The following is a 25036-nucleotide window of genomic DNA, read 5'->3' on the forward strand; positions in this document are numbered from 1 at the left end:
CCAATTCCGAGTTGGTCGATTTAGAGATATAGGAGACAACTAGTCCCTATTGTCCCTGCCGTGGGTAGTGCTGGAGCCTCGAGGTCGATGAACCGTCTCCGTCGGGTGGCGGTAGCCAGCGCCGCCTTGTTGATCGTCGGCTGGTTGCCCGTGGTCGGCGCGGCCCCGGCCGTCGCCCACCAGGCCGAGCCGCCCCTGGGCAACGGCACGTACGCCGTCGCCCAGGACGACCCTCCCGCCGTGGCGTCCCTGGCCCTGGTCACGTCGGTCAGGCCGAGCGCAGTGACCACAGCCGGCCAGACGATCGAGTACTCGTTCCTGGTCACCAACACCGGCACCCTCAGCCTCACCGGGCTGACCATCGACGAGACCACGTTCACCGGCACCGGAACCCTGTCGCCGATCGCCTGCCCGGCCACCACGCTCGCGCCGGATCAGTCCACCACGTGTACCGCCACCTACACCGTCAGCCAGGACGATCTCGACGCCGGGGGCATCGCGAACACCGCCACCGCCACCGGTACCGCCCCGGGCGGCGCGACCGCCACGTCGCCACGGTCGACCGCCGTCGTGAACGCCGTCGCCGCCGCGGCGCTCGGGCTGGTCAAGACCGCCGAGCCGGCCACGGTGAGCTACGCCGGACAGCAGGTGACCTACCGGTTCCTGGTGACCAACACCGGTACCCTGGCCCTCGACCAGTTGACCGTGGAAGACCACGGCCCGTCCGGCACGACCGTCAGCTGCCCCGTCACCACGCTGCCTCCCAGCGGCCAGACCACGTGCACCGGGGTCTACACCGTCACCCAGGCCGACCTGGACAGGGGCGGCGGCATCACCAACACCGCGAGCGCGGCCGGCGCGGCACGGAACGGGGCCACGGCCTCGTCGCCGCCGTCCACCACCACGGTGACCGTCGACGCGGCCCCCTCGCTCGCCCTGGTGAAGTCGGCCACCCCACCGACGGTCACCGCGCCCGGGGACGTGGTCACCTACCGGTTCCTGGTCACCAACAACGGCAACCTCACGGTCGACGGCCTGGCCATCGACGAGACCGCGTTCTCCGGCAGCGGGACGCTGTCGCCGGCCAGCTGCCCGGTCACCACCCTGGTGCCGTTCGATTCGACCACGTGCACCGCCACGTACACCGTCACCCCGTCCGACCTCGCCACGGGCCGGGTCAGCGACACCGCGACCGCCGGCGGCACCACCCGCGCCGGTGCCACGGTCACCTCAGCCCCCTCGTCCGCCACGGTGAGCGGGTCTGCCGGCGCGTCGCTGTCGCTGACGAAGTTCGCCACCCCGTCCACCGTGACGGCCGCCGGGCAGACGGTGACCTACGAGTACGTGGTCACCAACACCGGCGGCGCGGACCTCAACGGCGTCGCCGTCGCCGACACGGTGTTCTCCGGCACGGGATCGCCGCCGGTCGTCAGCTGCCCGGTCACCGCCCTCACTCCCGGCGGACAGACGACCTGCGCGGGCACCTACTCCATCACCCAGGCCGACCTCGACGCCGGCGGTGTCGGCAACACCGCGGTTGCCTCCGGCACCGACCCGGGCGGCGCGACGGCCACCTCGGCGCCGTCCACCGCGACCGTCACCGCCGATCCGGTCGCGTCCCTGTCCCTGGCGAAGTCGGTGTCGCCGGGCACCGTCACGGTCGGGCAGGCGGTCAGCTACCGGTTCCTGGTCACCAACAACGGCAACACCACCGTGACCGGGGTGCATCTCATCGAGACGGCGTTCTCCGGCACCGGGTCGCCGTCGTCGATCGGCTGCCCGGTCACCACGCTGATGCCGGGCGAGTCGACCACCTTTACCGCGACGTACACGATCACCCGGGCCGACATCGACGCGGGCGGCGTGACCAACACCGCCGTCGCCGCCGGCACCTCGCCCGCGGGAGCCGCGGTCGCCTCGACACCGTCGAGCGCCATCGTGCGCGCCTCCTTCGACTACTCGGACCTGTCCCTGACCAAATTCGCCGAGCCGTCCAGCGTGTCGGCCGCCGGCCAGCGGGTGACCTACCGGTACGTGCTGACCAACAGTGGCGTGGTGACGGCGACGGACCTGTCGGTCAGCGACACCGCGTTCTCCGGCACCGGTACGCCACCGACCATCGGCTGCCCGCTGGACGCACTCGGGCCCGACGAGCAGATGACCTGTTCCGGCACGTACACCGTGACTCAGTCCGATGTGGACAGAGGCCGGATCACCAACACCGCCGAGGCCAGGGGGATCACGGCGACCGGCAACGGCCTGATCTCGCCGCCGTCGACGGTCACGGTCGACATTCCCGCGGCTCCGGCCCTGTTGCTGGTGAAGTCCGTCGACCCGACGGCCGTCACGGCGGTCGGCCAGGTGGTCACCAACCGGTTCCTGGTCACCAACCACGGCAACACCACGATCGTCCAGATAGGTATCACCGAGCACGCGTTCTCCGGCACCGGCACGCCGTCCCCGATCACCTGCCCCACCCGGGTCCTCGCGCCGGGGCAGCAGATGACGTGCACCTCGACCTATGCCGTCACCCAGGCCGATCTGGACGCCGGCGGCATCACCGACACCGCCGTGGCGTTCGGTGAGGGTCCGCGCGGCCAGCTCACCTCGGCGTCGAGCGCCGCGGTCGACGCCGAGGTCGCCGCCGCGCTGTCCGTGGTCACGTCCGTCGACCGCGCGGCGTTCACCGCCGCCGGGCAGAGAATCACCTTCTCCGTCGCGGTCACCAACACCGGCACCGCCACGCTGAGGGGCGTGACCGTTCGGGAGGTCGCCTTCACCGGTACCGGGCCGGTGCCCCGGCCCACCTGCCCGCCCGGTGCGGCGTCGCTGGCGCCCGGGCAGGCCGTCACCTGCACCGCCACGTACCCGGTGACGCAGGCGGATGTCGACGCCGGCTCGATCAGCAACACCGCCACCGCGACCGGTACGCCGCCGCCGGGCGTGGACCCGCCGGATCCGGCGCCGTCGACCGTCACCGTCGCCTTCGGCGGTACCAGCCGGGGCGGCCCGGCCAAGCCCGGGCGCCACACCGACGCCGACGGGCGCGCGCCCATCTCGCTGCCGGGCGGCGGCCTACCGACGACCGGGAGCGACCTGCGAACGCCTCTGATCGCGGCGGCCCTGTTCCTCGCGGGTGGCGGTGTGTTGATGCTCACCCGCGGCGGGAGCATCCGGCGCAGCCCGCGCTGACCGGCCGCCGGCACCGCCCTTGACACTCCGCGACGGGGCGCCGAACCTACGTTGCCCAGGCGGAACGTGGGGTCACGGCTGCTGGCCGTCCCGCCCCGATCGGGACGGACGCCGGTCGTGCTCGGCCGCGAGCGACCTGGGTGCCTGCTGACGCCAGGCCGACTCGACGAGACCTCGGACACGTTCCTCGCACACGTGGCCGAGGTCGACCTGAAGCCCGAGGAAGCTTCTCCTGGCGTCCGTGCGCCGGACCGCCCCGCAGTGGGCGGGATCGGCCGTCGCGGCGGCGTTCGCCTCCGGCTCGCTCACGCAGAACACGGCCGTGGTTTCGTCCTTTCCCATGCCGACGAAGGTCCGGCCTCGAACCTTGTGATGCGTGCTCGCCGAGCGTGGCCGGGTGAGACGGGTACGTGGGGAGGCGCCGTCCGGGCGCGTCGCCCCTACGCCCGTGGCACCATGGCCGGATGGGCGGCGTCACCCGCATTGGCCGGCCCGGCGCATCCGGGTGGTGATCGGGACGCGTGGCCCAGCGACGATCCGAGAGGCAGGGCGAGCGTGGAGCCGGCCGGCGTCTTGACGGAGACCGACTGGGAGGCGCACCGCGCCGCGGTCTTCGGGGCGGCCTATCGCATCCTCGGCTCCGTTGCCGAGGCCGAGGACGTCACGCAGGAGGTCTGGTTGCGCGCCACCGCCGCCGACCTGTCCGAGGTGCGCGACCTGCGGGCCTGGCTGGTGACCGTGGCCGCCCGGACGTCGTACAACGTGCTGAAGTCGGCGCGCGTGCGACGCGAGTCCTACGTCGGGCCCTGGCTGCCCGAGCCGCTGCTGACCGGGCCCGACGCCGCCGCCCAGGTGCTGCTGGACGAGTCGGTGAGCACCGCGCTGCTGGTGGTCGTGGAGGCGCTCACGCCCGCCGAACGCGTCGCGCTGGTGCTGCATGATGTCTTCGAGTTCCCGTTCGACCGGATCGCCGAGGTGCTGGGCGGCACGCCCGCCGCCAGTCGCAAGCTCGCCTCCCGCGCCCGGGCCCGGGTCGCGGCGGTCGAGGAGCGGCCTCGGGCATCCGGTGCCGAGACCGAACGCGTGCTCAGGGCGTTCAAGGCGGCGGCCGACGGGGGAGACCTGGCCGGGCTCGTCGCGCTGCTGGATCCCGGGGCCGTCTACGTCGCCGACGGTGGCGGCAAGGTGACCGCCTCGCGCCGGCCGGTCTGGGGCGCCGGGACGATCGCCCTGCTGCTGGTCCGGCAGATCGAGCACAGGCGCCCCGACGCGTTCCGCGTCATCGAGGTGAACGGGTACCCGGCCCTGGCAACCTACGACGGCGGCAGGCTGGTCTGGCTCGACACCGTGGAGATCGCCGACGGGCGGATCACGGTATTCCGGAGGCTGGTCAATCCCGAAAAGCTCGCTCACCTCGGTCACATCTGAACCCGCCGTCTTGTCTGCCTGCCGAACCCTCCGATTCGGCGGAGGGTCGGGCGCGGAGGAGACAACAGATGGCACACATGGTGATCATTGGTGGTGGTTTCGCGGGCGTGTGGGCTGCGGCGGGCGCGGCGCTGGCACGCGGAAAGAGGCAACTGCGCATCACGCTCATCGCGCCGAACGACCGCCTGGTGCTGCGGCCGCGCCTGTACGAGCCGGAGCCCGACCGGGCAACGGTGGAGCTGCGCAGAATTCTCGTGCCGATCGGCGTCGACCACCTGCGGGCCACGGTGACCACCATCGACACCGACCGCCGCGTGGTCATCGCCGATGGCCGACAGGAGATCGGCTATGACCGGCTCGTGCTGGCGGCGGGCAGCAGGCTGGTCGCACCCGAGGACCTACCCGGCGCCAGGCGGCTGTTCGACATCGACACCCTGGACGGCGCCCGGCGGCTCACCGACCACCTGCGCGACCGGGAGAGCTACACCGCCGTGGTGGTGGGTGCCGGATTCGTGGGCCTGGAGGCCGCGACCGCGCTTGCCGCGCGGGGCCGCGTGGTACTGGTGGACCGGTCGGACGTGGTCGGAGACCAGCTCGGCGCGGGTCCGCGCGAACAGATCGAAGCCGCACTGGACCGGCTGGGCATCGAATGCCGCCTCGGGACGACGGTGACGGAGGTCGGCGACGGCTTCGCCGTCCTCTCCGACGGTACGAAGGTCGAGGCGGACGCGGTGGTCTGGTGCGTGGGACTCCGGGCCAGCGAACTCACCCGGCAGGTCTCCGGCGAGCTGGACGGCCTCGGCCGGGTGCCGGTGGACCACCAGCTGCGCGCCCTCCCCGAGGTGTTCGTCGCCGGAGACACGGCCGCGGCGGCGTTCGACGCCGAACACACGGTCATGCAGGCCTGCCAGCACGCCACCCCGCTCGGCAAGGTCGCCGGGTACAACGCGGCGGCCGACCTGCTCGACCTGCCGCTGCGGGACTTCACCCCCGGCCCGTACGTCACCTGCCTGGATTTGGGCGGCGCGGGCGCCATCTTCACCCGGGGCTGGGACCGCAGGGTGATGGCCTCGGGTGCCGACGGTGCGTACATCAAGAGGCGGATCAACCAGCGCATCCACCCGCCGGTCGACGACGCCGCCCAGATTCTCGCCGCCTCCGACCAGGTCTATCTCGAGCTGCCCTTCCTGCCCCGCGACGAACCGGCCACGCCGGAGGCGTGAACCCGCGGGTGCCACGGGCCCGCGCGCCCTGGCCCGGTCATAATCGGTGGTGGCTCCGTTGGGCGGCACACGGACGTTGGGCGGCACACGGACGTTGGGCGGCACAGGGGCGTTGGGCGGCACACGGACAGGACAGGGGAGGATCCGGCGATGGACAATGTTCGACGCTCGCCGACGGTCGTCGACCGGCTACGCGCCGTTCCGGGTAGCGGGCGATGACGACGCCCACGGATGCCGGCTGGAGCGACGCCGCCATCCGGGAGGTGCGCCGGCTGTGGGCCGACCAGCTCCACCCCGTCGACCCGGGTCAGCCGTACCCGGGACTGTCACCGCGCACCCGCGAGTTTCTGACCACGGTGGGGCTGCCGGTCTTCGAGCCGACCATGGGCAACGGCACCATCCTCGACCTGCTGAGCCGGCCCGTGTCCAGGAATGGCACGGAGTACGTCGTCGTCGGTGAGGGCGTCGGGATGGATCTGCGGCACGCCATCGAGGTCGGGTCGGACCGCGTGTACTTCATCAGCCCCCCCGGATTCGACCATCTTCCCGAGTTCGAGAACGGCAACGTCGCACTCTTCGTGCTGTTCCTCGGCGTCTTCGAGAAGGATCTCGGGGACGGGCTCGGCTCGGTCGAGCAGGGCTCGGACGAGGCGTACGAGATAATCGGGCGGGCGCGAGACCTGCTCACCTCGATGGATCCGGAGGCGATGCGGGAGGGCAGCCTCTGGGAGTCACAGCTGAGCGAATACGAATACTGAGCCGGGAGAGGCTGCCAGAAACGCGACAATCGCGTTCATAGCCATAGTTTCTCCTCGATGCTACGCTCGGCCCCCTGAGCCAGTGCACATGACGGGGCGCGGCTGAAGATCTCCGGACGAATGTAACCGGATAGCGGCGGGGTGCGATGACTCGCGCCTGCTTGCCCTCGTCTTCATCGCCAGACCCTGATGCGCAGCCAGCACCTCTCGCGCGGAACCCGCCGGGGCTGACCGGCTCGCCCCAGCGATCGGCGGGCGGCAGGGAGGGGCGACGTGATGGTCGGCAAGGCGCAGAATCCGTCCGGTACCGATCGGCGCGGTGGTCACCCGATTGGCCGCCGGGTCGCCTCGCTCCTGGTCGCGTTGCTGGCGCTGCTGCTCCCGACGCTGTCGGTGCCGGCGGCCACGGGCCAGTTCGCGTCGGCGCGCGCCTACGCCGATCCGGGCGGATACCAACTCGAACCGGCGGGCGAGGACGACCCGCTGAACGTCTTCATCCAGCTGTACCGCCAGCGGCACACGTACCTGCGCCCGTCCGGCATGGAGCGCGTCGGCCCCGAGCGCAACGTGGCCGTGGTGCCGACCACCATCACCGTCGACGGCGAGAAGGTCACGGTGTACGTGACCACCGCCAACGGGGGCGGCCCGTACGGCAGCAGCCCGACCAGGGTCCTGGTCGACATCTACCGCGTCGATCCGAAGACCGGGGAGCCCTACCTCGTCGACCGGAACGGCAACCGGCTCATGGAGCCGGTTCCCAACAGCACGAAGACGAGACCCGTCGACTGGAAGACCTCGTACACCCCGAGCGACACCTACGACCTCACCTCGGACCCGGTGCTCAAGGGGAGGATCCGGCAGACGGTACACACCGAGTGGGTGCTCGACTCGTACGTCGGAAAGGTACTCAAGGCGACCGACGGCGCCACCGAGGGGCTGTCCGAACGGATCCCCTGCAACTCCGGTGGCAATGCGTGCCGGACGAACCTGGAGCAGGGCAAGATCCTCCCGAAGATGCGCAGCTTCAGGTACCTGACCAGCAGGACCAACCTGTCCCGACCGAAGCGTGCCGAGCTCAAGAAGAGCCTCGACCAGGAGGTCAAGGCCGGAGCGAAGACCAAGGATCAGGCACAGGCCGAGCTGGAGAGCCAGGACGCCGCCTCCTATGTCGAGGGCGCACACCAGAGGTGGAGCACCGTGGGGCAGCCGACCGAGGCACCGACCCTGACACCCGCCACCCGGGCGCGCAACGCGTTCACGCTACCGGGCGACTCACCATCAGGCGGTACGCTCACCAACGCGCTGTCCAATGAGCCCGGCTCGGACCCGGGCGGCATAGACTTCTCCAGCCTGCAACTGCGGTACCTGTCCGAGGACAAGACCGGGCAGCTGCACTACGCGTTCAGCGCGGCGTCGACGACCGGCGCGGACCACCGGATCACGGAGGGACAGCTGGCCGCGGCGCAGATGTCCGACGCGTTCTTCGTGTGGCTCAGCCTGCCCCCGTCCACGTTCTGGGTGAACCTGAACCCGCGCGAACCGGATCGCATCATCGATCCCAAGCTGGCCACGACGGACGTCGGGCGCATCCTCCTTACGGCCGACCTCAGGATGAAGAAGCTCGCCGCACAGCTCACCAACCCGAACACCAGCACGGGCAAGCAGTTCTGGGGTACGCCGAGCCCGAGCAGCGCCCAGGAGTGCGCCATCACCCGGCAGTGGATAGTGCCGAAACCGGCAGTGGTCTACGAGCAGGACGGCGGACTCTACATCGTGGACGCGCCCTTGGAGGTCAAGTCGGAGGGCGAGCTGTTTGACGGCACCAAGGGCGACCCGACGTGCCCCACGCCGAGCCGGCGCATGGAGTCGGTGTTCGACAAGGTGATCCTGCCGAAGGTGGAGGACGCGGTCAACCACTCACCCGACTTCGCCGAACTTCGTCGGGTCTACCTGGCGCGGGTGGCGGCGGAGTGGTATCGCCAGCGTCACACCGGCTCCCTGACGTCGATGATCGACAACGGCGACGTCAGCCGGTGGCAGGCGATCCAGGGCTGGTCGTCCCGGTCGGTGTTCGACGAGTACGTGAAGTCCTACACCCAGGGCGAATACCACGTCCAGAAGCAACTGGACTCGGGGAACATCCGCTACACGTTCACCTACACCGACGGAGGCGTCGACTTCGGGTCCGTGCCGTTCAGCAAGCTCACCCAGGCCGCGTTCCAAGCGCAGCACCCGGACCAGGCCGCCGCCGTGCGGCAGTCGTTCCGCAAGGCGGCGTCGGACCAGCACGGTACCGTCTGGTTGGGGGACACCGGCAGCGTGGCGGCTCCGGCCGTCGTGCACGGGGATCCGCAGGCGATCCCGGCCGACACAGATGCCTCGTCCACCGACGCGACGCCCTGGTTTTCCCTGAGAGGCTGGTTGGGTTGGACCCTCGGGGCCCTGGCGCTGCTGGTAGTGGTGATCGGCGTGATGACCGCAGCCGCGAGGCGCAGGAGGCAGGCCGCCGCCCAGGCCCACTAGGGTCCACCTTCGCCAGCGGCGCCAGGCCCCCGAAGGCTACTCGTCCTGCGTGGCCTTGGCGGCGGCACGGATGACGTCGAGGACGAAATCGGGATGCGACAGCATCGGGACGTGGCTGCTGTCGATGTCGTGGGTGTTCGCGCCCATGCGTTTGGCCGAAGCGCGTTGCCTGTCGGGGTTCACGGTGTGGTCGTTGTTGGCGACGACGAACCAACTCGGCTTCGTCTTCCAGGCCGTGCCGGGAACATGCTGATTGAAGAGGTCCACAACCGGCACAGCGCCGGTCGCGAGCACGAGTTGCTGCTCCGCCTCTGGGAGGTCGCCCGCGAAGTGCTCCACGGCCGAGGGCTTGAGCCAGATGCGCCCGTCGGCGACGTCGATGTGGTCGAAGATGGGCGTGGCGGGGAACTGCTCCAGATGCTGCTGTGACGTCTCCTCGTCGTCGGGCGCGAGCGCCGCGATGTACACCAGCGCGGCGACCCGGTCGTGGGTGCCCGCCTTGGTGATCAGCGTCCCTCCGTAGGAGTGACCGACGAGCACGATCGGGCCGGGGACGTGATTGAGAGTGAAGTTGACGCACGCGACGTCACTCTCCAGCGAGTTGAGGCCGTGCTGCGAGGCGAACACCTCGTGCCCTTCGGCTTGAAGCGTCGGGATGAGCTTATTGAAGCACGAACCGTCGGCCCAGAGCCCATGGGCGAACACGATGCTCGGCTTTGTTTGCGATGGCATGACCTGCTCCTCACGTCATCAGGCCCCCGGACGTGACGTCCAGGGGCAACCACGGATCCGGTCTACCGGCTGCGGCGAGATCAATGCAAGCAGGATCGACAATGAATCCCATGAATGTACCGATTGAGGCGGTCGTTGTTAGCCGCGTCCGGCGCCCGCGTCCGGGCGGGGCGGCCCGGTGCTGCCGCGTGGGATCAGGTGCGCGGGCTCGTCCCGGATGGAGACCACCGGATTCCCGGCGATGACGTCGAGCAGCAGCCGCGCCGCTCTGGCGCCGTATGCGGAGATATCGCGTGACATCGCCGTCATCGGCGGGCGGACCAGCTGGCACAGCACCGAGTCGTCCCAGGCGACCAGCGAGATGTCGCGAGGGACGGCCAGCCCCATCTCGCCGGCGACGGCGAGGCCCGCGATCGCCATGATGTCGTTGTCGTACAGGATCGCCGTGGGGCGCTTCCGCGAGCTGATCAGGCGGCGGGTGGCATGCGCGCCGCCCTCTCCGGTGTAGTCGGTCGGAATCGTCACCGGATCGGCCAGGCCCAATCGCCGGCAGACGTCGGTGAACGCGGCCGTCCGGACGCCGGTGTGCTGGAGGTCTGGCAGCCCGCCGACCCGCGCGATGCTGCGGTGGCCGAGCGTTGCCAGATATTCCACCGCCTCGACGACCGCGGCCCCGTCGTCGGACCAGGCGCTGGCGAGCGTGCCCGCTCCCTCGTCGGGACCGACCACCACGGCGGCCAGGCCCAGATCCTCCAGCGCGGGCACCCGTGGATCGTCGATGCGCAGATCGCAAACCAGTACGCCGTCGACCCGACGTTCACCCCACCACCGCCGGTACACCGCGATCTCGGACTCTGGATCGCGCACCACATGCAGAGTCAGCGCGAACGACCGCGCGGACAACTCTGCCTCCACGCCGCTGATCAGCTCCATGAAGAACGGCTCCACGCCGAGGACTCGTGCCGGGCGGCGCAGCACCAGCCCGATGCTGTTGGTCGGGGCCCCGCTCAGCGCGCGGGCGGCGCGGTTCGGATTCCAACCGATCTCCTCGGCGATCGCCAGCACTCGTCGACGCGTCGATTCCGAAACCCCGGGTTGCCCGTTGAGGGCGTAGGACACGGCACCGGTGGACACTCCGGCCCGCGCAGCGATGTCGGCTATCGTCGGACGCTTCACTGCGGTCCTCCCACCTTGGTGCCATCAAGCTAACACGGTTAAGCGCGTCGCTGCCAGAACAAAAGGTGGGGGAGGGTAGCGCCTCGCGCTCGCCTCAGGTCTCTGCGGAGCCGGCCGGCATGCCCTCGCGATCGGCCAGGAAAGTGGTCCTGTACTTGGGATGTGGCCAGAACTCACACGAATTCGGCCGGGTGCTGGCGTAACGAAAACGCATCAAGCGCCCCGCAAGAGATTGACTGATCTGGATTTCCGACCTAGTGTGCGTAGCACCTGAGCTTAATCGGTTAATTCAGCGCCGGGCCGGCCCGAAGTCGTTCCCAGGGACGGGAGACTGGACATGAGAACTGCCGCTGGTCCAACCCGGCGTGGGGGTCGATCGCACGCGGTCGGTCAGCCGATCCAACGGGCGTGGCGCCGCGTCGAGCAACACCCTGACGATCCGACGAGAGTCGATCGCCGCCAACCGAAACACCGGCTGAGACCGCCGCGTGGGGCACGGTGACGCACATGATTGTCGCCGGGGTCACGCCCCGCCGCGACCCCGGCTAACTCGCTGCCGACGCCCCGTCCGCCGCCGCGCTCCTCGTCTGCCAAGCGAGCTGAGTCCCGAACCCGCCACGCGTTCAACACCTCGGCCGGCCCCACCTCGCGACGGCGCCCCCCGGCGCCCATCGAGCCGCACGCATTGCGACGGTCATCGCCGACTCCTCGTTGCCGTGTGCCGGTCGCACCCTGCCCTCACTACGAACGAAGGGTCAACGATGTCTCTGAGCAAGAAGCGACTGTTCCTCGGGGCGACCGCGCTGGCCGCAGCCGCCGCGCTCGTCCTGACCGGTTGTTCCTCGGACGGCTCCAGCGGCAACTCGTCCGGCGGAGCGACGACCATCACGCTGTTCAACGGTTCGGTGGGCAACTTCACGGAGAACTTCAATCCGCTGCTGTCGACCGGCGCGGAGCTGCAGCCGTCGCAGGGCGTGCTCTACGAAACCTTGTTCTACTACAACATGGCGCGGGCGCAGAAGCCGGTGCCGGTGCTCGGCACCGCGTACTCGTGGAACGCCGATGGCACGCAGCTGACCATCACGACCCGCTCGGGCGTCACATGGACCGACGGCCAACCATTCACGGCCAAAGACGTCGCGTTCACGTTCACCCTCTTCCAGAAGAATCCCGGGCTCAACACGACCGGCGCCACCTGGACGGCCACGGCCACCAATGACAACACCGTCGTGCTGACGTTCCCGTCGACGTCGTTCACGCTCGAGCCGCAGCTGCTGGGCAACATGGCGATGGTGCCCGAGCACATCTGGTCAAAGATCGCCGACCCCGCCAAGGAGACGAACACCAGTCCGGTCGGTACCGGACCGTACAAGCTCAAGTCCTTTTCGGCGCAGAGCTACGTGCTCACCCGGAACCCGACCTACTGGGGCACCGGCGACGAGGCCCCGAAGGTCGAAAACGTCCGCTACATCTCGCTGGCCAACGCGGATGCCGCGACCTCGGCGCTCGAGTCGGGCCAGATCGACTGGATGGGCTCCTACCTGCCCACCCTGAAGAACATCATCAAGCAGCACCCGAACCTCAGCTACGTGAACACGCCGGATTCGGTGACCGACATCGTCGCCTGCTCCAACGCCGCGCTCGGCTGCACGGGGCCACAGACCGATCCGGCCGTGCGCCAGGCGATCTACTACGCGATGGACCGCACCCAGCTCAACACCCAGGCCGTGGCGGGTTTCGCCGAGCCAGCCTCGGCGGCGCTGCTCGTCCCGTCCGTGAACGGGGACAACATCGTCGATCAGGCCAACGCCTCGCTGCCGCAGACCGCGGACGTGGCGAAGGCCAAGAGCGTCCTGGAGGCGGCCGGCTGGAAGCTCGGCGGCAACGGCTACTACAGCAAGGGCGGCCAGGAACTCGACCTGAGCGTCAACGTCGTCACCGGCTGGACCGACTACGACACCGACTGCACCCTCCTGCAGGGCCAGCTCAAGCCGGCCGGCATCAAGCTGTCGGTCAACCAGGTCGCCCAGAACGCGTGGAGCCAGGCCGAGGTCAGCGGCAAGTTCCAGCTCTCGCTGAACTCCATCAACCCCGGCGCGTCGCCATCGCCGTACTTCATCTACAACAACTACCTGAGCACCTCGAACACCGCGAAGGCCGGCGAGAGCGCGACCACGAACGTGTCGCGCTACTCGAACCCGACGGTCGACGCGGCCATCAAGGATGTCGCCTCGACGAACGACCCGGCCAAGCAGAAGGTGGACTACGGCGTCATCCAGGCGCAGATCGTCAAGGACATGCCCTACATCCCGATCTACGTCAACCAGGCGCTGACGCAGTTCAACAACAGCCGCGCCACCGGGTGGCCGACGCAGGACAACCTCTACGCCTTCCCCGAGCCGTGGAAGGCGTGGGACAACGGCATCGTTCTCAAGGCGATCCGCCCGGCCAAGGGCTGACGTAGCGGGCTCGTTCCGGGGCCGGAAGGGCCACGGCCGCTCCGGCCCCCGGGACGTCGAGCAGAAAGCGGAGCGATGCGGTTCTATCTGCAGAAGGTGCTGTTCTACGTCGTCGCCCTCTGGTTCGCCGTGACGTTGAACTTCCTCATCCCCCGGCTGATGCCGGGAAACCCCGTCGACGTGCTCATCTCCAAGATGGGCGCCGCCGGGCAGCCGGTCACCCCGGCCACCCGCAAGGCACTGGAGATCCAGCTCGGCACCGGCGGCGGGGGCAACTGGTTCGGGCAGTACGGCCAGTACCTCAACGACCTGATCCATGGCAATCTCGGTGTGTCCCTGGTCAATTACCCCGCCACGGTCACCCACGTGATCGGTCAGGCGCTGCCCTGGACGATCGCGCTCATCGGCCTGTCCACGGTGATCGCCTTCCTGCTCGGCGTCGGGCTCGGCATGTTCGCCGGCTGGAGGCGCGGCTCCTGGCTCGACAACCTCATCCCCGCCACCACGGTGCTTCAGGCCGTACCGTACTTCTGGCTGGCGCTGATCCTGGTCCTGTTCCTGACCCGCTGGCACCAGTGGTTCCCGTACGCCGGGGGCTACGACGTGGCCTCGACCATGCCCGGCGTGTCGCTCCGGTTCGTCGGCAGCGCCATCTACTACGGCTTCCTGCCGGCCTGCACGATCGTGATCTCCTCGATCGGCGGTTGGATGCTCGGCATGCGCAACATGATGGTCGCCACGCTCTCCGAGGACTACGTCGTCGCCGCCGAGGCCAAGGGTCTGCGGCCCCGTCGCGTACGGCTGACCTACGCTGCCCGCAACGCCGTGCTGCCCTCGCTGTCGGGCTTCGCCATCTCGCTCGGCTTCGTGGTGGCCGGATCGATCGTCACCGAGCAGGTGTTCAGCTATCCCGGCGTCGGCCAGCTGCTCTGGACCTCGGTGTCGAACAACGACTACGCGCTCATGCAGGGCATCTTCCTGGTCATCTCGCTATCCGTGCTCGCCGCGAACCTCATCGTGGACCTGCTGTACGCGCTCATCGACCCACGTACCCGAGCCCGGGCCTGAGCAGAAGGGAAGCGTGAACGAGCATGGCTTCTACCACCTCTCTCGAGGGAAGCGTGCCGAGCGTCGCACCGAGCCCGGGGCGTACGAGCATCGCCGCGCTGCTGCCCAGCCGGTCTCCCAAGCTCGTCGTCGGCCTGGCGATCGCCGGCGTCATCATCGCCTGGGCCATCGTCGGACCGTTCCTGGTGCGGGATCCCAACGCGATCAGCACCGACTGGTTCGCGCATCCGTCGGCCGCACACTGGCTCGGCACCAACCAGACGGGCCAGGACGTCTGGAGCCAGCTGGCCTACGGCACGCGAGGTTCGCTCATCATCGGCTTCGTGGTGGGCATCATCGCCACCGTGTTCAGCGGCGTGTTCGGCGTCCTCGGCGGGTACATCGGCGGCGCCGTGGACGAGGGCTTCGCCTTGTTCACGAACGTTGTCCTCGTCATCCCCGGGCTGCCGCTGGTGATCGTGATCGGCAACTACGTGCCGCAGAACCATCGCGGGCTGTTGCTGATCGCGCTCGTACTGACGATAACCAGCTGGGCGGGCTCCGCCCGGGTGCTCCGGGCCGTCACCCTCAGCCTGCGCAACCGCGACTACGTCGCCGCTTCCCGGGTCTCCGGCGAGAAGACGTGGCGCATCCTGGTCGTGGAGATCCTGCCCAACCTCGTCCCGGTCATGGCGTCGCAGTTCGTGTTCGCGATCATCTTCGCGATCCTCGGCGAGGCGGGGCTGTCGTTCCTCGGCCTCGGCGCGAACGGCACGTTCACCCTCGGCACCATGCTGTTCCAGGCGTACAACGACCTCGCGCTCACGCAGGGCGCGTGGTGGTGGTTCGTGCCGCCGGGTCTCATGATCGCGCTGTTCGGCGCGGCGCTCTCGTTGATCAACTTTTCGATCGACGAGATCATCAATCCCAAGCTGCGCAACTCCACCCGCGCGGCGCGCAGGAAATGGGGCCTCACCGCCGCGCAGATCCACCGGTTGGAACAGGAGAACCTGAAATGAGCGCAGCCACCGAAGGGGGCGCGACCGCAAGCCTCGCCGACCCGGTCGTGACCATCGAGGACTTCAGCGTCGACTACCTGGGTGCGATGACCGCCCACGCGGTGCGGAACATCAACCTCACGCTCGGCCGTGGCGAGATCCTGGGGCTCGCGGGTGAGTCCGGTTGCGGCAAGTCGACGCTCGCGTACGGCATCACTCGCCTGCTCAGGCCGCCGGCACTGATCACGTCGGGGCGTGCGTCGTTCCACCCGCGCGAGGGAGGCACGGTCGACCTCTCCACGCTGCGCGGCAAGCAACTGCGGGCCTTTCGGTGGGACAAGATTTCGATGGTGTTCCAGGGCGCGATGAACTCGCTCAATCCCGTGATCAACATCCAGGCGCAGCTGGAGGACATCTTCATCACCCACCGACCGCGCATGTCCCGGAGGGACCGCGTGCGCACCTCCGGCGACCTGCTCGAACGCGTCGGCGTGGAGCGGTCTCGGCTGAAGTCCTTCCCGCACGAGCTGTCCGGGGGGATGCGCCAGCGCGTCATGATCGCCATGGCGATGGCGCTCGGCCCGCAGGTTATGATCATGGATGAGCCCACGACGGCGCTCGACGTCGTCGTGCAACGCGAGATCCTCGACGAGGTCACCCGGCTGCGCGCGGAGCTCGGTTTCGCGGTGCTTTTCATCACCCACGACCTGCCGCTGTTGTTGGAGATCAGCGACCGGATCGCGGTCATGAAGGCGGGCGAGATCGTAGAGCTGGGCGCCGCCCGCAACCTCTACACCGCGCCGCGTAACGACTACACCAAGCGGTTGCTGGCTTCCTTCCCATCGCTGACCGGCGAGCGCGGCGACTTCATCCGCACGGGCGTCGCCGACATCAGGCTGACCGAGACCGACCAGGAGAAGGTATGACTCACCAGGACCACCGCCGCTTGACCGCGGCGCCTCGTTCCTCGGCGCCGCTGGCGGCGTGGCTCACCAAGAACCGCCGCTTGACCGCGGCGCCTCGTCCCTCGGCGCCGCTGGCGGCATGGCTCACCAAGAACCGCCGCTTGACCGCGGCGCCTCGTTCCTCGGCGCCGCTGGCGGCATGGCTCACCAAGAACCGCCGCTTGACCGCGGCGCCTCGTCCCTCGGCGCCGCTGGCGGCATGGCTCATCAAGAACCGCCGCTTGACCGCGGCGCCTCGTTCCTCGGCGCCGCTGGCGGCGGCAGCATGACCACGCTGGAACTGCGCGGCGTCAGCAAGGAGTACCGGATCCGTGGCGCACGGGGTCGCGAGCGCAAGCTGCTGGCCGTACAGGACGTCAGCTTCACGCTCGAGTCCGGCCGGACGATCGGGCTCGTCGGGCAGTCCGGGTCGGGCAAGTCCACCATCGCCAAGCTGCTGATGCAGCTCGAACGCCCGACGCGCGGTGAGATCCTGCTCGACGGCGCGCCGATCCGCCGTCACGGCGCCGGGCTGCGCGAGTACCGGCACCGGGTGCAGATGGTGTTCCAGGACCCGTTCGCGTCGTTGAACCCGTACCACTCGGTCGCCCACCACCTGCGCCGGCCACTCCAGATCCACGATCGGGCAAGGACCTCGGCGGAGGTGGACGCCGCGGTCGAGCGGCTGCTGGAGCGGGTACGGCTCACTCCCGCCACGCAGCTGGCGGCGAAGCATCCGCACGAGCTGTCGGGCGGGCAGCGCCAGCGGGTGGCCATCGCCCGCGCCCTCGCGCCCTCGCCGGAGATGCTCGTCGCGGACGAGCCGGTGTCGATGCTCGACGTGTCGATCCGCCTGGGCGTGCTCAACCTGCTGGCGCAGTTGCAGCGGGAGGAGAACCTCGGCGTGCTCTACATCACCCACGATCTCGCCACCGCGCGGCACTTCAGCGACGAGATTCTGGTGATGTACAAGGGTCAGATCGTCGAGCGCGGACCCGCCGACGACGTGATCACCAACCCTCAGCACCCGTACACCCGCAGGCTGGCCGCGGCGGCGCCCAATCCCGAACTGCGGCTCGGGAACCGCGCCGCGGGATAAGTGCGAGGGGTAGGTGCCGTGGGATGGGTGCCGGCGACGGCCACCGCCGGCGGGCGCGGCGCACGCCCGCCGGCGGTGGCGGAGGACCACCGCCGCCGGGCGCGGCCAGGCGCGGGGCGCGTCAGTGACAGGTCCAGCGGACGGCGTGGATGACGCCCTTGGCGTCGACGTCCTGGCCACCGATGATCGAGCCGTCGTCGCTGATGGTGTTAGGGATGGCAGCGAGCGTCGGCGACGACGTGCTCTGCGGCACCAGGGTCGGCAGCGAGACGATCCCGGTGCTGGGCGTGTACACCGTCGCCGCCAGGTAGGCACCGCTACCCACGATCCGCCCCTGGGCGTTTCCCGCGGCGATGGACAGGTTCGCCTGGGGCAGCGGGGCGAACGCCGCGGTGGAGAGGCGGTACAGCACGGGCGTCATGCTCTTGCTCTTCTGGTCGGTGACCGTACCGGCCGCGACGATCACGCCGTCCCGGATCGAGTGCACCTCCAGGCCGTTGGCGCCGGCCACGATCCCGGTGGGTACGGGCAGCAGCTGGTAGCCGCCGCCCGGCCGCCACACGATGCCCCGACTCTCGTCGGAGGTCACGCTCGGCCGGACCGTGCCGACGATGGTGCCGTCTGAATCCACGTCGTCGGCCTGGCCCATCCAGTTCGGGCCGGGCAGCGGCAGCCGCACGGCCGTCGAGGTCGGCGAGTGCCACACGATGGGGTACTCCAGCGAGTCCCTCGTGGTCTCGGTGCCGGCGATGATCCCGTTGTCGGCGATCGCCCTGGGCTCGGCGCCGTACGGGCCTTTGAGCTTCGTCAGCCGGCCGTCCTGGTAGATCCAGCCGGTGCTGTCCAGCCCGGACGGGAACGACACCCCCACCGCGACTCCGGCCGGCGTGATGTCCGTGAGGTCGGGATCGGAGCCCGACATGCTCAGGGTCTGGTACTGCCCGTCGTGCCAGATGATGGGCTGGGTGGGACGACCGTTCTGGTACACCCTCCCGATCAGGTAGTGCCCGGTCGGATCGGCGCCGCCGACCAGCGCCTCCTGGTTGGTCTGCGGAACCGGCAGCCGGGTCTCGACGCAGGACAGCGACGTGGGGCCGGCCGCCGTGGACGGGGAGGTCGCGGCCGTGGGCGGGGAGGCGGCGCCGCCCGGCGCGGCCACGACGGACGACGCCGGGCGATCGGGTTCGCGTACCAGATGAAGGACAGTCGGCACGGCCACGACGACCGCTACCGCTACCACGGCGCCGGCCGACGCCTGGGCCGTGCGCCGGCGGCGCAGCCGACCGCGCCCCACCCGCATGGCCGTGCCCAGATCGACCGAGGGTGGCCCGCCCTCGTCATCCCGCAGCCCGAGCAGTGCCTGTACGGTCCGTTCCTCATCCATTCTGCAAACTCCCCATCGCTGCCATCGGATATCCCAACCTGTTGAGGGCCTGGCGAACGTTGGCCAGCCCGTGCGACGTCTGGCTTTTCACGGTCCCCGGCGAACAGTTCAGAAGCTCGCTGACCTCCGAGACCGGCAGGTCGCAGAGGAACCGCAGCACGAGCACGGCGCGCTGCCCGGCCGGCAGAGTGGCCAGCGCCGCGCGCAGCACCGCCCGGTCCTCGGGCCCGGAGCTTTCCGCGACCCCGTGATCCGGGGGCTGGCTGAACAGGCGTACCCGGGACCAGGGCCGCCGGCCGTTGTCGATGTGGGTGCGGATCACGATCGACCGGACGTAGGCGTCCAGGCTGGTCGCCTTGCGCGCGTGGTGCCATCGCGCGTACAGCTTGGTCACCGACTCCTGCACCAGGTCGTCGGCTCTGTGGTCGTCACCGCAGAGCAGATAGGCCAACCGTTTCAGAGCCGGAAGCCGAGCACTGACGTACTCGACGTAATCCTCGTCCGCTTCGGACCGCACCGCGTACCCTCCCCTGTCTTGTGCCCCTTAGACGAGACGCACCATGCCCGCGGTTGGCTCGCGGCGCCAAGTTCTCACCGCCGCGCGGCACAACACCACCGTGGAACTGTCGGCCGCACCGTGACCGCCCCGGCCCCGCGCCACACCTCCGTCATGATCACGATGCCCGACCTGCACGCCAGCGACGACGTCGCCCCGCTCGCCGTGCGCCGCGTGGCGTACGACCTCGACCGGGCGGGGTAGCCGGTTCCGGCCGCGCGTGACCCACCGGCGGTGGGCCGGGCCGATCCGGCGGCGCCCGCCGGATACCCGGTCGGGCCGCGGCGGGTCACAGCCGACACTGCCGCCCCACGGCTCACGACTTCCCGGCGTTGCCCTGCGCGACCGACCGCCGGCGGCCGATGCTGAGCAGGCGCGGCGGGAGGTCGCCCGGCGGCACCGCCGGCCGGGGTCGGGCGGAGGAGAACGGCATGGCGACGTACGAGTACCGGTGCCCGCGTCACGGCGCGTTCGAGGTACGGCTGCGGATCGGCGAGGCGTCGGCGAGCGTGCCCTGCGGTACCTGCGGCGGCCAGGCGGCCCGGATCTACTCCGCACCCGGACTCGCCGTCACCCCGCGGCCGCTGGCCCGGGCGCTGGATCGGGCGGCCCGTACCGCCGAGACGCCGGACGTGGTGACCCGGATTCCGGGCCGGCGACCGGCACGGCGACGTTGAGAGGCGGTAGCGATGCCCGAGGTCCTGTTCCCCCTGGACTCCGCGAAGAGGTTCGCGGATCAGCAACTGGTCGGCCACAACCGGTGGCATCCCGACATCCCGGCCGTGGTGACCGTGCGGCCCGGCCAGTCGTTCCGGGTGCACTGCCGGGAATGGTTCGACGGCGAGATCCACAATGACGACTCCGCGACCGACGTGCGGGACGCGCCGCTGTCGATCGTGCACGCGCTCAGCGGGCCGTTCGCCGTGCAGGGGGCCGAGCCCGGCGACCTGCTCGTCGTCGACATCCTCGACCTCGGACCGATCCCGCAGGAGGATTCCGGGCCGCTGGCCGGCCAGGGCTGGGGGTACACCGGAATTTTCGCTCGCCAGAACGGCGGCGGCTTCCTGACCGACTACTTCCCCGACGCGTACAAGGCGGTGTGGGACTTCAGCGGGCAGACGGCGACCTCCCGGCACATTCCCGGGGTCTCCTTCACCGGGATGACCCACCCCGGGCTGATGGGTACCGCCCCCTCGGCCGCGCTGCTGGAGAAGTGGAACCGGCGTGAGGCGGCGGTGCGCGCCTCGGATCCCGACCGGGTGCCGCCGCTGTCGCTGCCGCCCCTGCCGCAGGACGCGATCCTGGGGTCGCTGACCGGCGCCGAGTTCGACCGGGTGGCCGCCGAGGCGGCGCGCACCGCCCCGCCCCGGGAGAACGGCGGCAACCAGGACATCAAGAACATGACGAAGGGCTCCCGCGTCTTCTACCCGGTGTATGTCCCGGGCGCCAACCTGTCAGTGGGCGACCTGCACTTCTCCCAGGGCGACGGTGAGATCACGTTCTGCGGCGCGATCGAAATGGGCGGGTTCATCGACCTGCACGTGGATTTGATCAAGGGCGGCATGGACACCTACGGCGTCGCCGAGAACACCATTATCCTGCCGGGCAACATCCCTCCGCAGTACAGCCGGTGGCTCGCCTTCTCCGGCATCTCGGTCAGTACCGACGGCGAGCAGCGGTACCTGGACTCGCAACTGGCGTTCCAGCGCGCCTGCCTGCACGCCATCGACTACCTGACCAAGTTCGGGTACAGCCCGGAGCAGGCGTACCTGATCCTCGGCGCCGCCCCGATCGAGGGCCGCTTCTCCGGCGTGGTGGACATCCCGAACTCGTGCGCCACGGTCTATTTGCCGACCGAGATCTTCGACTTCGACGTACGCCCGTCGGCCGACGGGCCGACCCGGATCAACTCCGGCGGCGGCGCGCCGACCGCGAAGTTCTGAGCGCGAGCGGGGGAGCGGGGTATCCATGAGCGACACGTCCGACGCCGGGCAGCAGCGATTCGACCGCGGCATGGGGGTGCTCGAGAGCATCCTCGGGGAATCCGGGCGCGGGATCATCGACAGGCTCGCCGACATCTCGCCGGAGCTCGCGCGCCAGATCGTGGCGTGGGCCTTCGGCGAGGTGTACCCGAGACCCGCGCTGGCACTGCGCGACCGGCAACTGGTCACCCTGGCGGTGCTCACCACCCTGGGCGGTACCGAGACCGAGCTGGAGGTGCACCTTCAGGGCGCGCTCACGGTCGGGCTGCGGCCCGAGGAGATCGTCGAGGCGCTGCTGCACGCGGCGATCTACTGCGGCATGCCCCGGGCGATCAACGCCACCCTGGTGGCGAAGAAGGTGTTCGGCGAGCGCGGCCTGCTGCCGGTGGCGGCGGGGGATGGCACCGCCGGCGGAAGCTGAACCCGGGGCGCGCCGGCCCGCCGCCCGTCCACGCGGCCCATCCACGCCCGCCCGGTCGCGCCGAGCAGGCGTCGCGTCAGGAGACGAACGTCCGGTTGTGATAGACGAGCCGGCCGCCGACCGGGCCGAGACGCACCTCGGCGACCGAGGCGACGACGACGGTCGACTCGCCGACCGGGACCAGGTGCAGCGGTACGCAGCGGAGCGCGGCGGCGGCGCCGAGCAGGATCGGCTCGCCCGTCGGCAGCCTGCCCCATCCCTGCTCGGACGAGAATCGCGGGCCGGTACGGGAGAACGCTCGGGCCAACTCGGTATGCCGCGGCCCGAGCAGGTGCACAACGAAACTCGGCGCGGTCAGGACGGCCCGCGCCGACGGCGTGCCCCCCAGCGAGAACGACAGCGCGGGAGGCGTGACCGACACCGAGGCGACGCTGGAGACGGTCAACCCGGCCGGCCCGTCCGGCCCGTCGGCGGTGATGACCGCCAGGCCGGCCGGGTGCTGCCGGAAGGCCGCCTTGAGCTGCTCACCGACGCCAGATTCGAGGCTGATGTCCACGCGCTACCTTCTCGCTGAATGATCGAGTACCGGCAGGGTAAAACCTCAACCCCACTTCATGTCAACGCCCGGTCCCTCGCGCGCGTTCTGACCGCCGCGCCGCGCTGGCCGACGGGCCGCGTCGGGCTGGCTTGGGGCGGGCCCGCCGGACGGCGCGGTAGCAACCCGGCTTGACAGAAGCCCATCTGTGTGAGGAACTTGTCTTACTGTCGTAAGACAGTAGATGAAGTCATCTCAGAAAGCATCGCCGTGATCGAGTTCGTTCTGGACGGGCACTCGCGGGTGGCCACCTATATGCAGCTGGTCGAGCAGGTCAAACAGAGCCTGCGCGTCGGCCTGCTGCACCCCGGTGACCAGCTGCCCAAGGTGCGGGAAGTGGCACAGGGCCTGGCGATCAACCCCAACACGGTGCTGAAGGCCTATCGGGAGTTGGAGACCGAGGGGCTGTGCGAGGGCCGGCCCGGCGTCGGCACCTTCGTGACCGGCTCTCTGGCCGGACCGGCCCTCGCCAGTCAGGCGGAACTGCGGGAGGAACTGGTGACGTGGCTGGCCAAGGCCGAGGCGGCGGGACTGTCGCGCGCGGACGTCGTCGCGTTGGTCGAGACGACTCTGCGCAGCACGGACGCGGGTTCATTGCAGGACATCGGAGGGAGACCACAGTGGACATAGCGCTGCAGGCGGACGGGCTGGGCAAGCGCTACGGACGGACCTGGGCACTGCGCAACTGCACGCTGCGGCTGCCCACCGGCCGGATCGCGGCGCTCGTCGGGCCCAACGGGGCAGGCAAGAGCACGCTGCTGCACCTTGCCGTCGGCCTGCTCCGGCCCGACGAGGGTGCGGTGCGGATCCTCGGGCAGGAACCGTTCAACAACATCGGTGCGCTGGCCGACGTCGGCTTCGTCGCCCAGGACACTCCGCTGTACCGCGACTTCAGCGCGCGTGACCTGGTCACCCTGGGCGGCAAGCTCAACCAGCGGTGGGACGCGGCACTGGCCCGGGGTCGGCTCGCCCAGCTCGGCATCCCGCCGGACCGCCCGGTGGGCAAGCTCTCCGGCGGCCAACGGGCCCAGGTGGCCCTGGCGCTCGCCCTGGCCAAGCGGCCACGGCTGCTGCTGCTCGACGAGCCCGTGGCGAGCCTCGACCCGCTCGCCCGGCGGGAATTCCTGCAGGCGCTCATGGGCAGCGTGGCCGAGTCGGATACCACTGTGCTGCTGTCCTCGCACCTGATCGCCGACGTGGAGCGAACCTGCGACCACCTGATCCTGCTGCTCCGCTCCGAGGTCAAGCTCGACGGCTCGGTCGACGACCTGCTCGCCGAGCATCATCAGCTGATCGGCCCGCGTGACGCCGCCCCGCCCGGGGTGGAGGTGATCCGGTCCAGCCACACCGACCGGCAGTCGACGCTTGTGGTGCGCGGCAACCGGGTCTTCGACGATCCACAGTGGACTGTGAAGGACCTGACCCTGGAGGACCTGGTGCTGGCCTACCTCAACGACGACACCGCGACGACCGCACACGACGCCTGGGGGGTGCCCGCATGACCTGGCTTGTCTGGCGCCAGCACCGCCGAGCGGGGCTGGTGATGGTCATCGTGCTCGCGGCAATCGCCGCCTTCCTGGTCCCCACCGGGCTGCAGATGCGCCATGCGGCGAAGGGCTTCTCCGACTGTGTGGCCAAGCTCGGCCACGGGCAGGTCGTGGCGCCGCAGGCCCTCAACGACTGTCACCAGCTCAGCCAGGTGTTCGTCAACAGGTACACACCCATGACCTACGTGGCGATCCTCCTGCTGTTCGCGCCGGTGCTGGTCGGCATGTTCTGGGGGGCGCCGCTGGTCGCTCGTGAGGTGGAGCAGGGTACCCACCGCTTCGCATGGACCCAGGGGGTGAGCCGGCGACGCTGGACGCTGACGAAGGCCGCCCTCGTGGGTGGGTTCGTGGTGCTGGCCGCCGTCGCCTACGCGCTGCTCATCAACTGGTGGATTCAGCCGTTCACCGTCGGCAACGGCAGCCGGCTGGCGTCCGGGCTGTTCGACTCGCAGGGCGTCGTACCCGTCGCCTACACCCTCTTCGCGGTCGCGCTGGGCGTCTTCGCCGGCTCGTACTGGCGCAAGGTGCTGCCGGCCATGGGCGTCACACTCGCCGGCTTCGCCGTGGTCCGGCTCGGGGTGGCGTTAATCGCGCGGCCGAACTTCGGCACGCCGGAGATCGCGAAGATCCCGGTGGCCAGCCAAGCGATTTTCAACGACTTCAACGGCAACCTGGTGCTCGACCGGGCGGTGCGCCTGGCCGACGGCACGACGGTGATGAACGACGCCATGGTCTCCTGCCCCGGCGGACGGGCGCGGCCGGTGCCGGCCGGCGGCGACCCGTTGGCGGCGGCCTGCGGCAAGCCGGGCACCTACAACTGGCTGTCATACCAGCCGGCCGACCGGTTCTGGCCCTTCCAGTACATCGAGGCGGGCATCTTCGTCGTGCTCGCCGCGGTGCTGCTGTTGCTCGCCTTCCGGAAGGTCCGCCAGATCTCCTGAACGGACGGGGTTCAGCGGTCCGGGCCGCGCC

General features: G+C 69.9%; 23 protein-coding genes. 17 read left to right on the top strand and 6 right to left on the bottom strand.

Annotation, left to right across the window (positions count from 1 at the left end; translation table 11 throughout):
- The first annotated feature begins 87 nt into the window (after nt 1-87).
- The gene (locus ABEA87_RS39690) at nt 88-3192 is read left to right on the top strand and encodes a beta strand repeat-containing protein (RefSeq protein ID WP_345638739.1); all 3105 of its coding nucleotides are present in this window, start codon (nt 88-90) and stop codon (nt 3190-3192) included.
- Between the two features lie 72 nt (nt 3193-3264).
- Here the strand turns inward: ABEA87_RS39690 and ABEA87_RS39695 are convergent, their stop codons facing one another.
- Nucleotides 3265-3534 (bottom strand): hypothetical protein, encoded by a 270-nt coding sequence (locus ABEA87_RS39695; protein ID WP_345638740.1) that lies wholly within the window; start codon nt 3532-3534, stop codon nt 3265-3267.
- A 231-nt stretch (nt 3535-3765) separates the two neighbouring features.
- Here ABEA87_RS39695 and sigJ point away from each other — a divergent pair, with 231 nt between their 5' ends.
- The 4 genes from sigJ to ABEA87_RS39715 all read left to right on the top strand — a co-directional run bounded on the left by sigJ (nt 3766) and on the right by ABEA87_RS39715 (nt 9124).
- Nucleotides 3766-4620 (top strand): RNA polymerase sigma factor SigJ, encoded by an 855-nt coding sequence (gene sigJ, locus ABEA87_RS39700; RefSeq protein WP_345638741.1) that lies wholly within the window; start codon nt 3766-3768, stop codon nt 4618-4620.
- Nucleotides 4621-4688: 68 nt separating this feature from the next.
- Nucleotides 4689-5843 carry an NAD(P)/FAD-dependent oxidoreductase gene (locus ABEA87_RS39705; protein ID WP_345638742.1) on the top strand — a complete coding sequence of 385 codons (1155 nt, stop codon included), beginning with the start codon at nt 4689-4691 and terminating at the stop codon, nt 5841-5843.
- 215 nt (nt 5844-6058) lie between these two features.
- The gene (locus ABEA87_RS39710; RefSeq protein WP_345638744.1) at nt 6059-6601 is read left to right on the top strand and encodes an SUKH-4 family immunity protein; all 543 of its coding nucleotides are present in this window, start codon (nt 6059-6061) and stop codon (nt 6599-6601) included.
- A 273-nt stretch (nt 6602-6874) separates the two neighbouring features.
- Complete coding sequence (locus ABEA87_RS39715; protein WP_345638746.1) at nt 6875-9124, top strand: hypothetical protein; 2250 nt, start codon at nt 6875-6877, stop codon at nt 9122-9124.
- Between the two features lie 36 nt (nt 9125-9160).
- Here the strand turns inward: ABEA87_RS39715 and ABEA87_RS39720 are convergent, their stop codons facing one another.
- Nucleotides 9161-9856: an alpha/beta fold hydrolase gene (locus ABEA87_RS39720; protein ID WP_345638748.1), complete on the bottom strand. Its 696-nt coding sequence runs from the start codon at nt 9854-9856 to the stop codon at nt 9161-9163.
- 138 nt (nt 9857-9994) lie between these two features.
- Nucleotides 9995-11032 carry a LacI family DNA-binding transcriptional regulator gene (locus ABEA87_RS39725; RefSeq protein WP_345638751.1) on the bottom strand — a complete coding sequence of 346 codons (1038 nt, stop codon included), beginning with the start codon at nt 11030-11032 and terminating at the stop codon, nt 9995-9997.
- A 761-nt stretch (nt 11033-11793) separates the two neighbouring features.
- On the opposite strand from ABEA87_RS39725, the gene ABEA87_RS39730 reads away from it, so the two are divergent.
- The 6 genes from ABEA87_RS39730 (at nt 11794) to ABEA87_RS39755 (ending at nt 17579) form a co-directional block, all read left to right on the top strand.
- Entirely contained in the window at nt 11794-13491 is a 1698-nt protein-coding gene (locus tag ABEA87_RS39730) for an ABC transporter substrate-binding protein (protein ID WP_345638753.1), read from the top strand.
- Between the two features lie 75 nt (nt 13492-13566).
- Nucleotides 13567-14559 (top strand): ABC transporter permease, encoded by a 993-nt coding sequence (locus tag ABEA87_RS39735; RefSeq protein WP_345638756.1) that lies wholly within the window; start codon nt 13567-13569, stop codon nt 14557-14559.
- A gap of 23 nt (nt 14560-14582) precedes the next feature.
- Entirely contained in the window at nt 14583-15557 is a 975-nt protein-coding gene (locus tag ABEA87_RS39740; protein WP_345638758.1) for an ABC transporter permease, read from the top strand.
- Nucleotides 15554-16462, top strand: a complete 909-nt coding sequence (locus tag ABEA87_RS39745) for an ABC transporter ATP-binding protein (protein ID WP_345638760.1) — start codon at nt 15554-15556, stop codon at nt 16460-16462. Before ABEA87_RS39740 ends, ABEA87_RS39745 begins: the two co-directional genes overlap by 4 nt.
- Entirely contained in the window at nt 16459-16770 is a 312-nt protein-coding gene (locus ABEA87_RS39750) for a hypothetical protein (protein WP_345638761.1), read from the top strand. Before ABEA87_RS39745 ends, ABEA87_RS39750 begins: the two co-directional genes overlap by 4 nt.
- Nucleotides 16767-17579: an ABC transporter ATP-binding protein gene (locus ABEA87_RS39755; protein WP_345638762.1), complete on the top strand. Its 813-nt coding sequence runs from the start codon at nt 16767-16769 to the stop codon at nt 17577-17579. The genes ABEA87_RS39750 and ABEA87_RS39755 overlap by 4 nt, the downstream gene beginning before the upstream one ends.
- 121 nt (nt 17580-17700) lie before the next feature.
- Here ABEA87_RS39755 and ABEA87_RS39760 read toward each other — a convergent pair whose 3' ends face one another.
- Entirely contained in the window at nt 17701-18963 is a 1263-nt protein-coding gene (locus ABEA87_RS39760; RefSeq protein ID WP_345638764.1) for a hypothetical protein, read from the bottom strand.
- A complete protein-coding gene (locus ABEA87_RS39765) occupies nt 18956-19480 on the bottom strand; it encodes a SigE family RNA polymerase sigma factor (protein ID WP_345638765.1) in 525 nt (174 codons plus the stop codon). Before ABEA87_RS39765 ends, ABEA87_RS39760 begins: the two co-directional genes overlap by 8 nt.
- Nucleotides 19481-19950: 470 nt before the next feature.
- On the opposite strand from ABEA87_RS39765, the gene ABEA87_RS39770 reads away from it, so the two are divergent.
- Genes ABEA87_RS39770 through ABEA87_RS39780 form a run of 3 tightly spaced genes read left to right on the top strand, consistent with a single transcriptional unit; the run spans nt 19951 to nt 21922 of the window.
- The gene (locus tag ABEA87_RS39770; protein ID WP_345638767.1) at nt 19951-20196 is read left to right on the top strand and encodes an FmdB family zinc ribbon protein; all 246 of its coding nucleotides are present in this window, start codon (nt 19951-19953) and stop codon (nt 20194-20196) included.
- A 12-nt stretch (nt 20197-20208) separates the two neighbouring features.
- The gene (gene fmdA / locus ABEA87_RS39775; protein WP_345638769.1) at nt 20209-21462 is read left to right on the top strand and encodes a formamidase; all 1254 of its coding nucleotides are present in this window, start codon (nt 20209-20211) and stop codon (nt 21460-21462) included.
- Between the two features lie 25 nt (nt 21463-21487).
- A complete protein-coding gene (locus tag ABEA87_RS39780) occupies nt 21488-21922 on the top strand; it encodes a carboxymuconolactone decarboxylase family protein (RefSeq protein WP_345638770.1) in 435 nt (144 codons plus the stop codon).
- A 76-nt stretch (nt 21923-21998) separates the two neighbouring features.
- Here ABEA87_RS39780 and ABEA87_RS39785 read toward each other — a convergent pair whose 3' ends face one another.
- A complete protein-coding gene (locus ABEA87_RS39785; RefSeq protein WP_345638772.1) occupies nt 21999-22478 on the bottom strand; it encodes a flavin reductase family protein in 480 nt (159 codons plus the stop codon).
- A 249-nt stretch (nt 22479-22727) separates the two neighbouring features.
- Between ABEA87_RS39785 and ABEA87_RS39790 the strand changes: the two genes are divergently transcribed.
- From ABEA87_RS39790 to ABEA87_RS39800, 3 genes are read left to right on the top strand one after another with little or no spacing between them, the layout of a single operon-like run.
- Nucleotides 22728-23147, top strand: coding sequence for a GntR family transcriptional regulator (locus ABEA87_RS39790; RefSeq protein WP_345638774.1), 420 nt, complete (start codon nt 22728-22730; stop codon nt 23145-23147).
- Nucleotides 23138-24019 (top strand): ABC transporter ATP-binding protein, encoded by an 882-nt coding sequence (locus ABEA87_RS39795; RefSeq protein ID WP_345638776.1) that lies wholly within the window; start codon nt 23138-23140, stop codon nt 24017-24019. Before ABEA87_RS39790 ends, ABEA87_RS39795 begins: the two co-directional genes overlap by 10 nt.
- Nucleotides 24016-25005, top strand: coding sequence for an ABC transporter permease (locus ABEA87_RS39800; protein ID WP_345638779.1), 990 nt, complete (start codon nt 24016-24018; stop codon nt 25003-25005). The genes ABEA87_RS39795 and ABEA87_RS39800 overlap by 4 nt, the downstream gene beginning before the upstream one ends.
- The last annotated feature ends 31 nt before the right edge of the window (nt 25006-25036 follow it).

This window comes from Rugosimonospora acidiphila, assembly GCF_039543385.1.
GTDB lineage: Bacteria > Actinomycetota > Actinomycetes > Mycobacteriales > Micromonosporaceae > Rugosimonospora > Rugosimonospora acidiphila.

Coding starts and splice junctions, on each gene's coding strand:
- ABEA87_RS39690 (WP_345638739.1), top strand. CDS start 88: ATGAACCGTCTCCGTCGGGTGGCGGTAGCCAGCGCCGCCTTGTTGATC.
- ABEA87_RS39695 (WP_345638740.1), bottom strand. CDS start 3,534: ATGGGAAAGGACGAAACCACGGCCGTGTTCTGCGTGAGCGAGCCGGAG.
- ABEA87_RS39705 (WP_345638742.1), top strand. CDS start 4,689: ATGGCACACATGGTGATCATTGGTGGTGGTTTCGCGGGCGTGTGGGCT.
- ABEA87_RS39710 (WP_345638744.1), top strand. CDS start 6,059: ATGACGACGCCCACGGATGCCGGCTGGAGCGACGCCGCCATCCGGGAG.
- ABEA87_RS39720 (WP_345638748.1), bottom strand. CDS start 9,856: ATGCCATCGCAAACAAAGCCGAGCATCGTGTTCGCCCATGGGCTCTGG.
- ABEA87_RS39730 (WP_345638753.1), top strand. CDS start 11,794: ATGTCTCTGAGCAAGAAGCGACTGTTCCTCGGGGCGACCGCGCTGGCC.
- ABEA87_RS39735 (WP_345638756.1), top strand. CDS start 13,567: ATGCGGTTCTATCTGCAGAAGGTGCTGTTCTACGTCGTCGCCCTCTGG.
- ABEA87_RS39740 (WP_345638758.1), top strand. CDS start 14,583: ATGGCTTCTACCACCTCTCTCGAGGGAAGCGTGCCGAGCGTCGCACCG.
- ABEA87_RS39745 (WP_345638760.1), top strand. CDS start 15,554: ATGAGCGCAGCCACCGAAGGGGGCGCGACCGCAAGCCTCGCCGACCCG.
- ABEA87_RS39750 (WP_345638761.1), top strand. CDS start 16,459: ATGACTCACCAGGACCACCGCCGCTTGACCGCGGCGCCTCGTTCCTCG.
- ABEA87_RS39755 (WP_345638762.1), top strand. CDS start 16,767: ATGACCACGCTGGAACTGCGCGGCGTCAGCAAGGAGTACCGGATCCGT.
- ABEA87_RS39760 (WP_345638764.1), bottom strand. CDS start 18,963: ATGGATGAGGAACGGACCGTACAGGCACTGCTCGGGCTGCGGGATGAC.
- ABEA87_RS39770 (WP_345638767.1), top strand. CDS start 19,951: ATGGCGACGTACGAGTACCGGTGCCCGCGTCACGGCGCGTTCGAGGTA.
- fmdA (WP_345638769.1), top strand. CDS start 20,209: ATGCCCGAGGTCCTGTTCCCCCTGGACTCCGCGAAGAGGTTCGCGGAT.
- ABEA87_RS39780 (WP_345638770.1), top strand. CDS start 21,488: ATGAGCGACACGTCCGACGCCGGGCAGCAGCGATTCGACCGCGGCATG.
- ABEA87_RS39800 (WP_345638779.1), top strand. CDS start 24,016: ATGACCTGGCTTGTCTGGCGCCAGCACCGCCGAGCGGGGCTGGTGATG.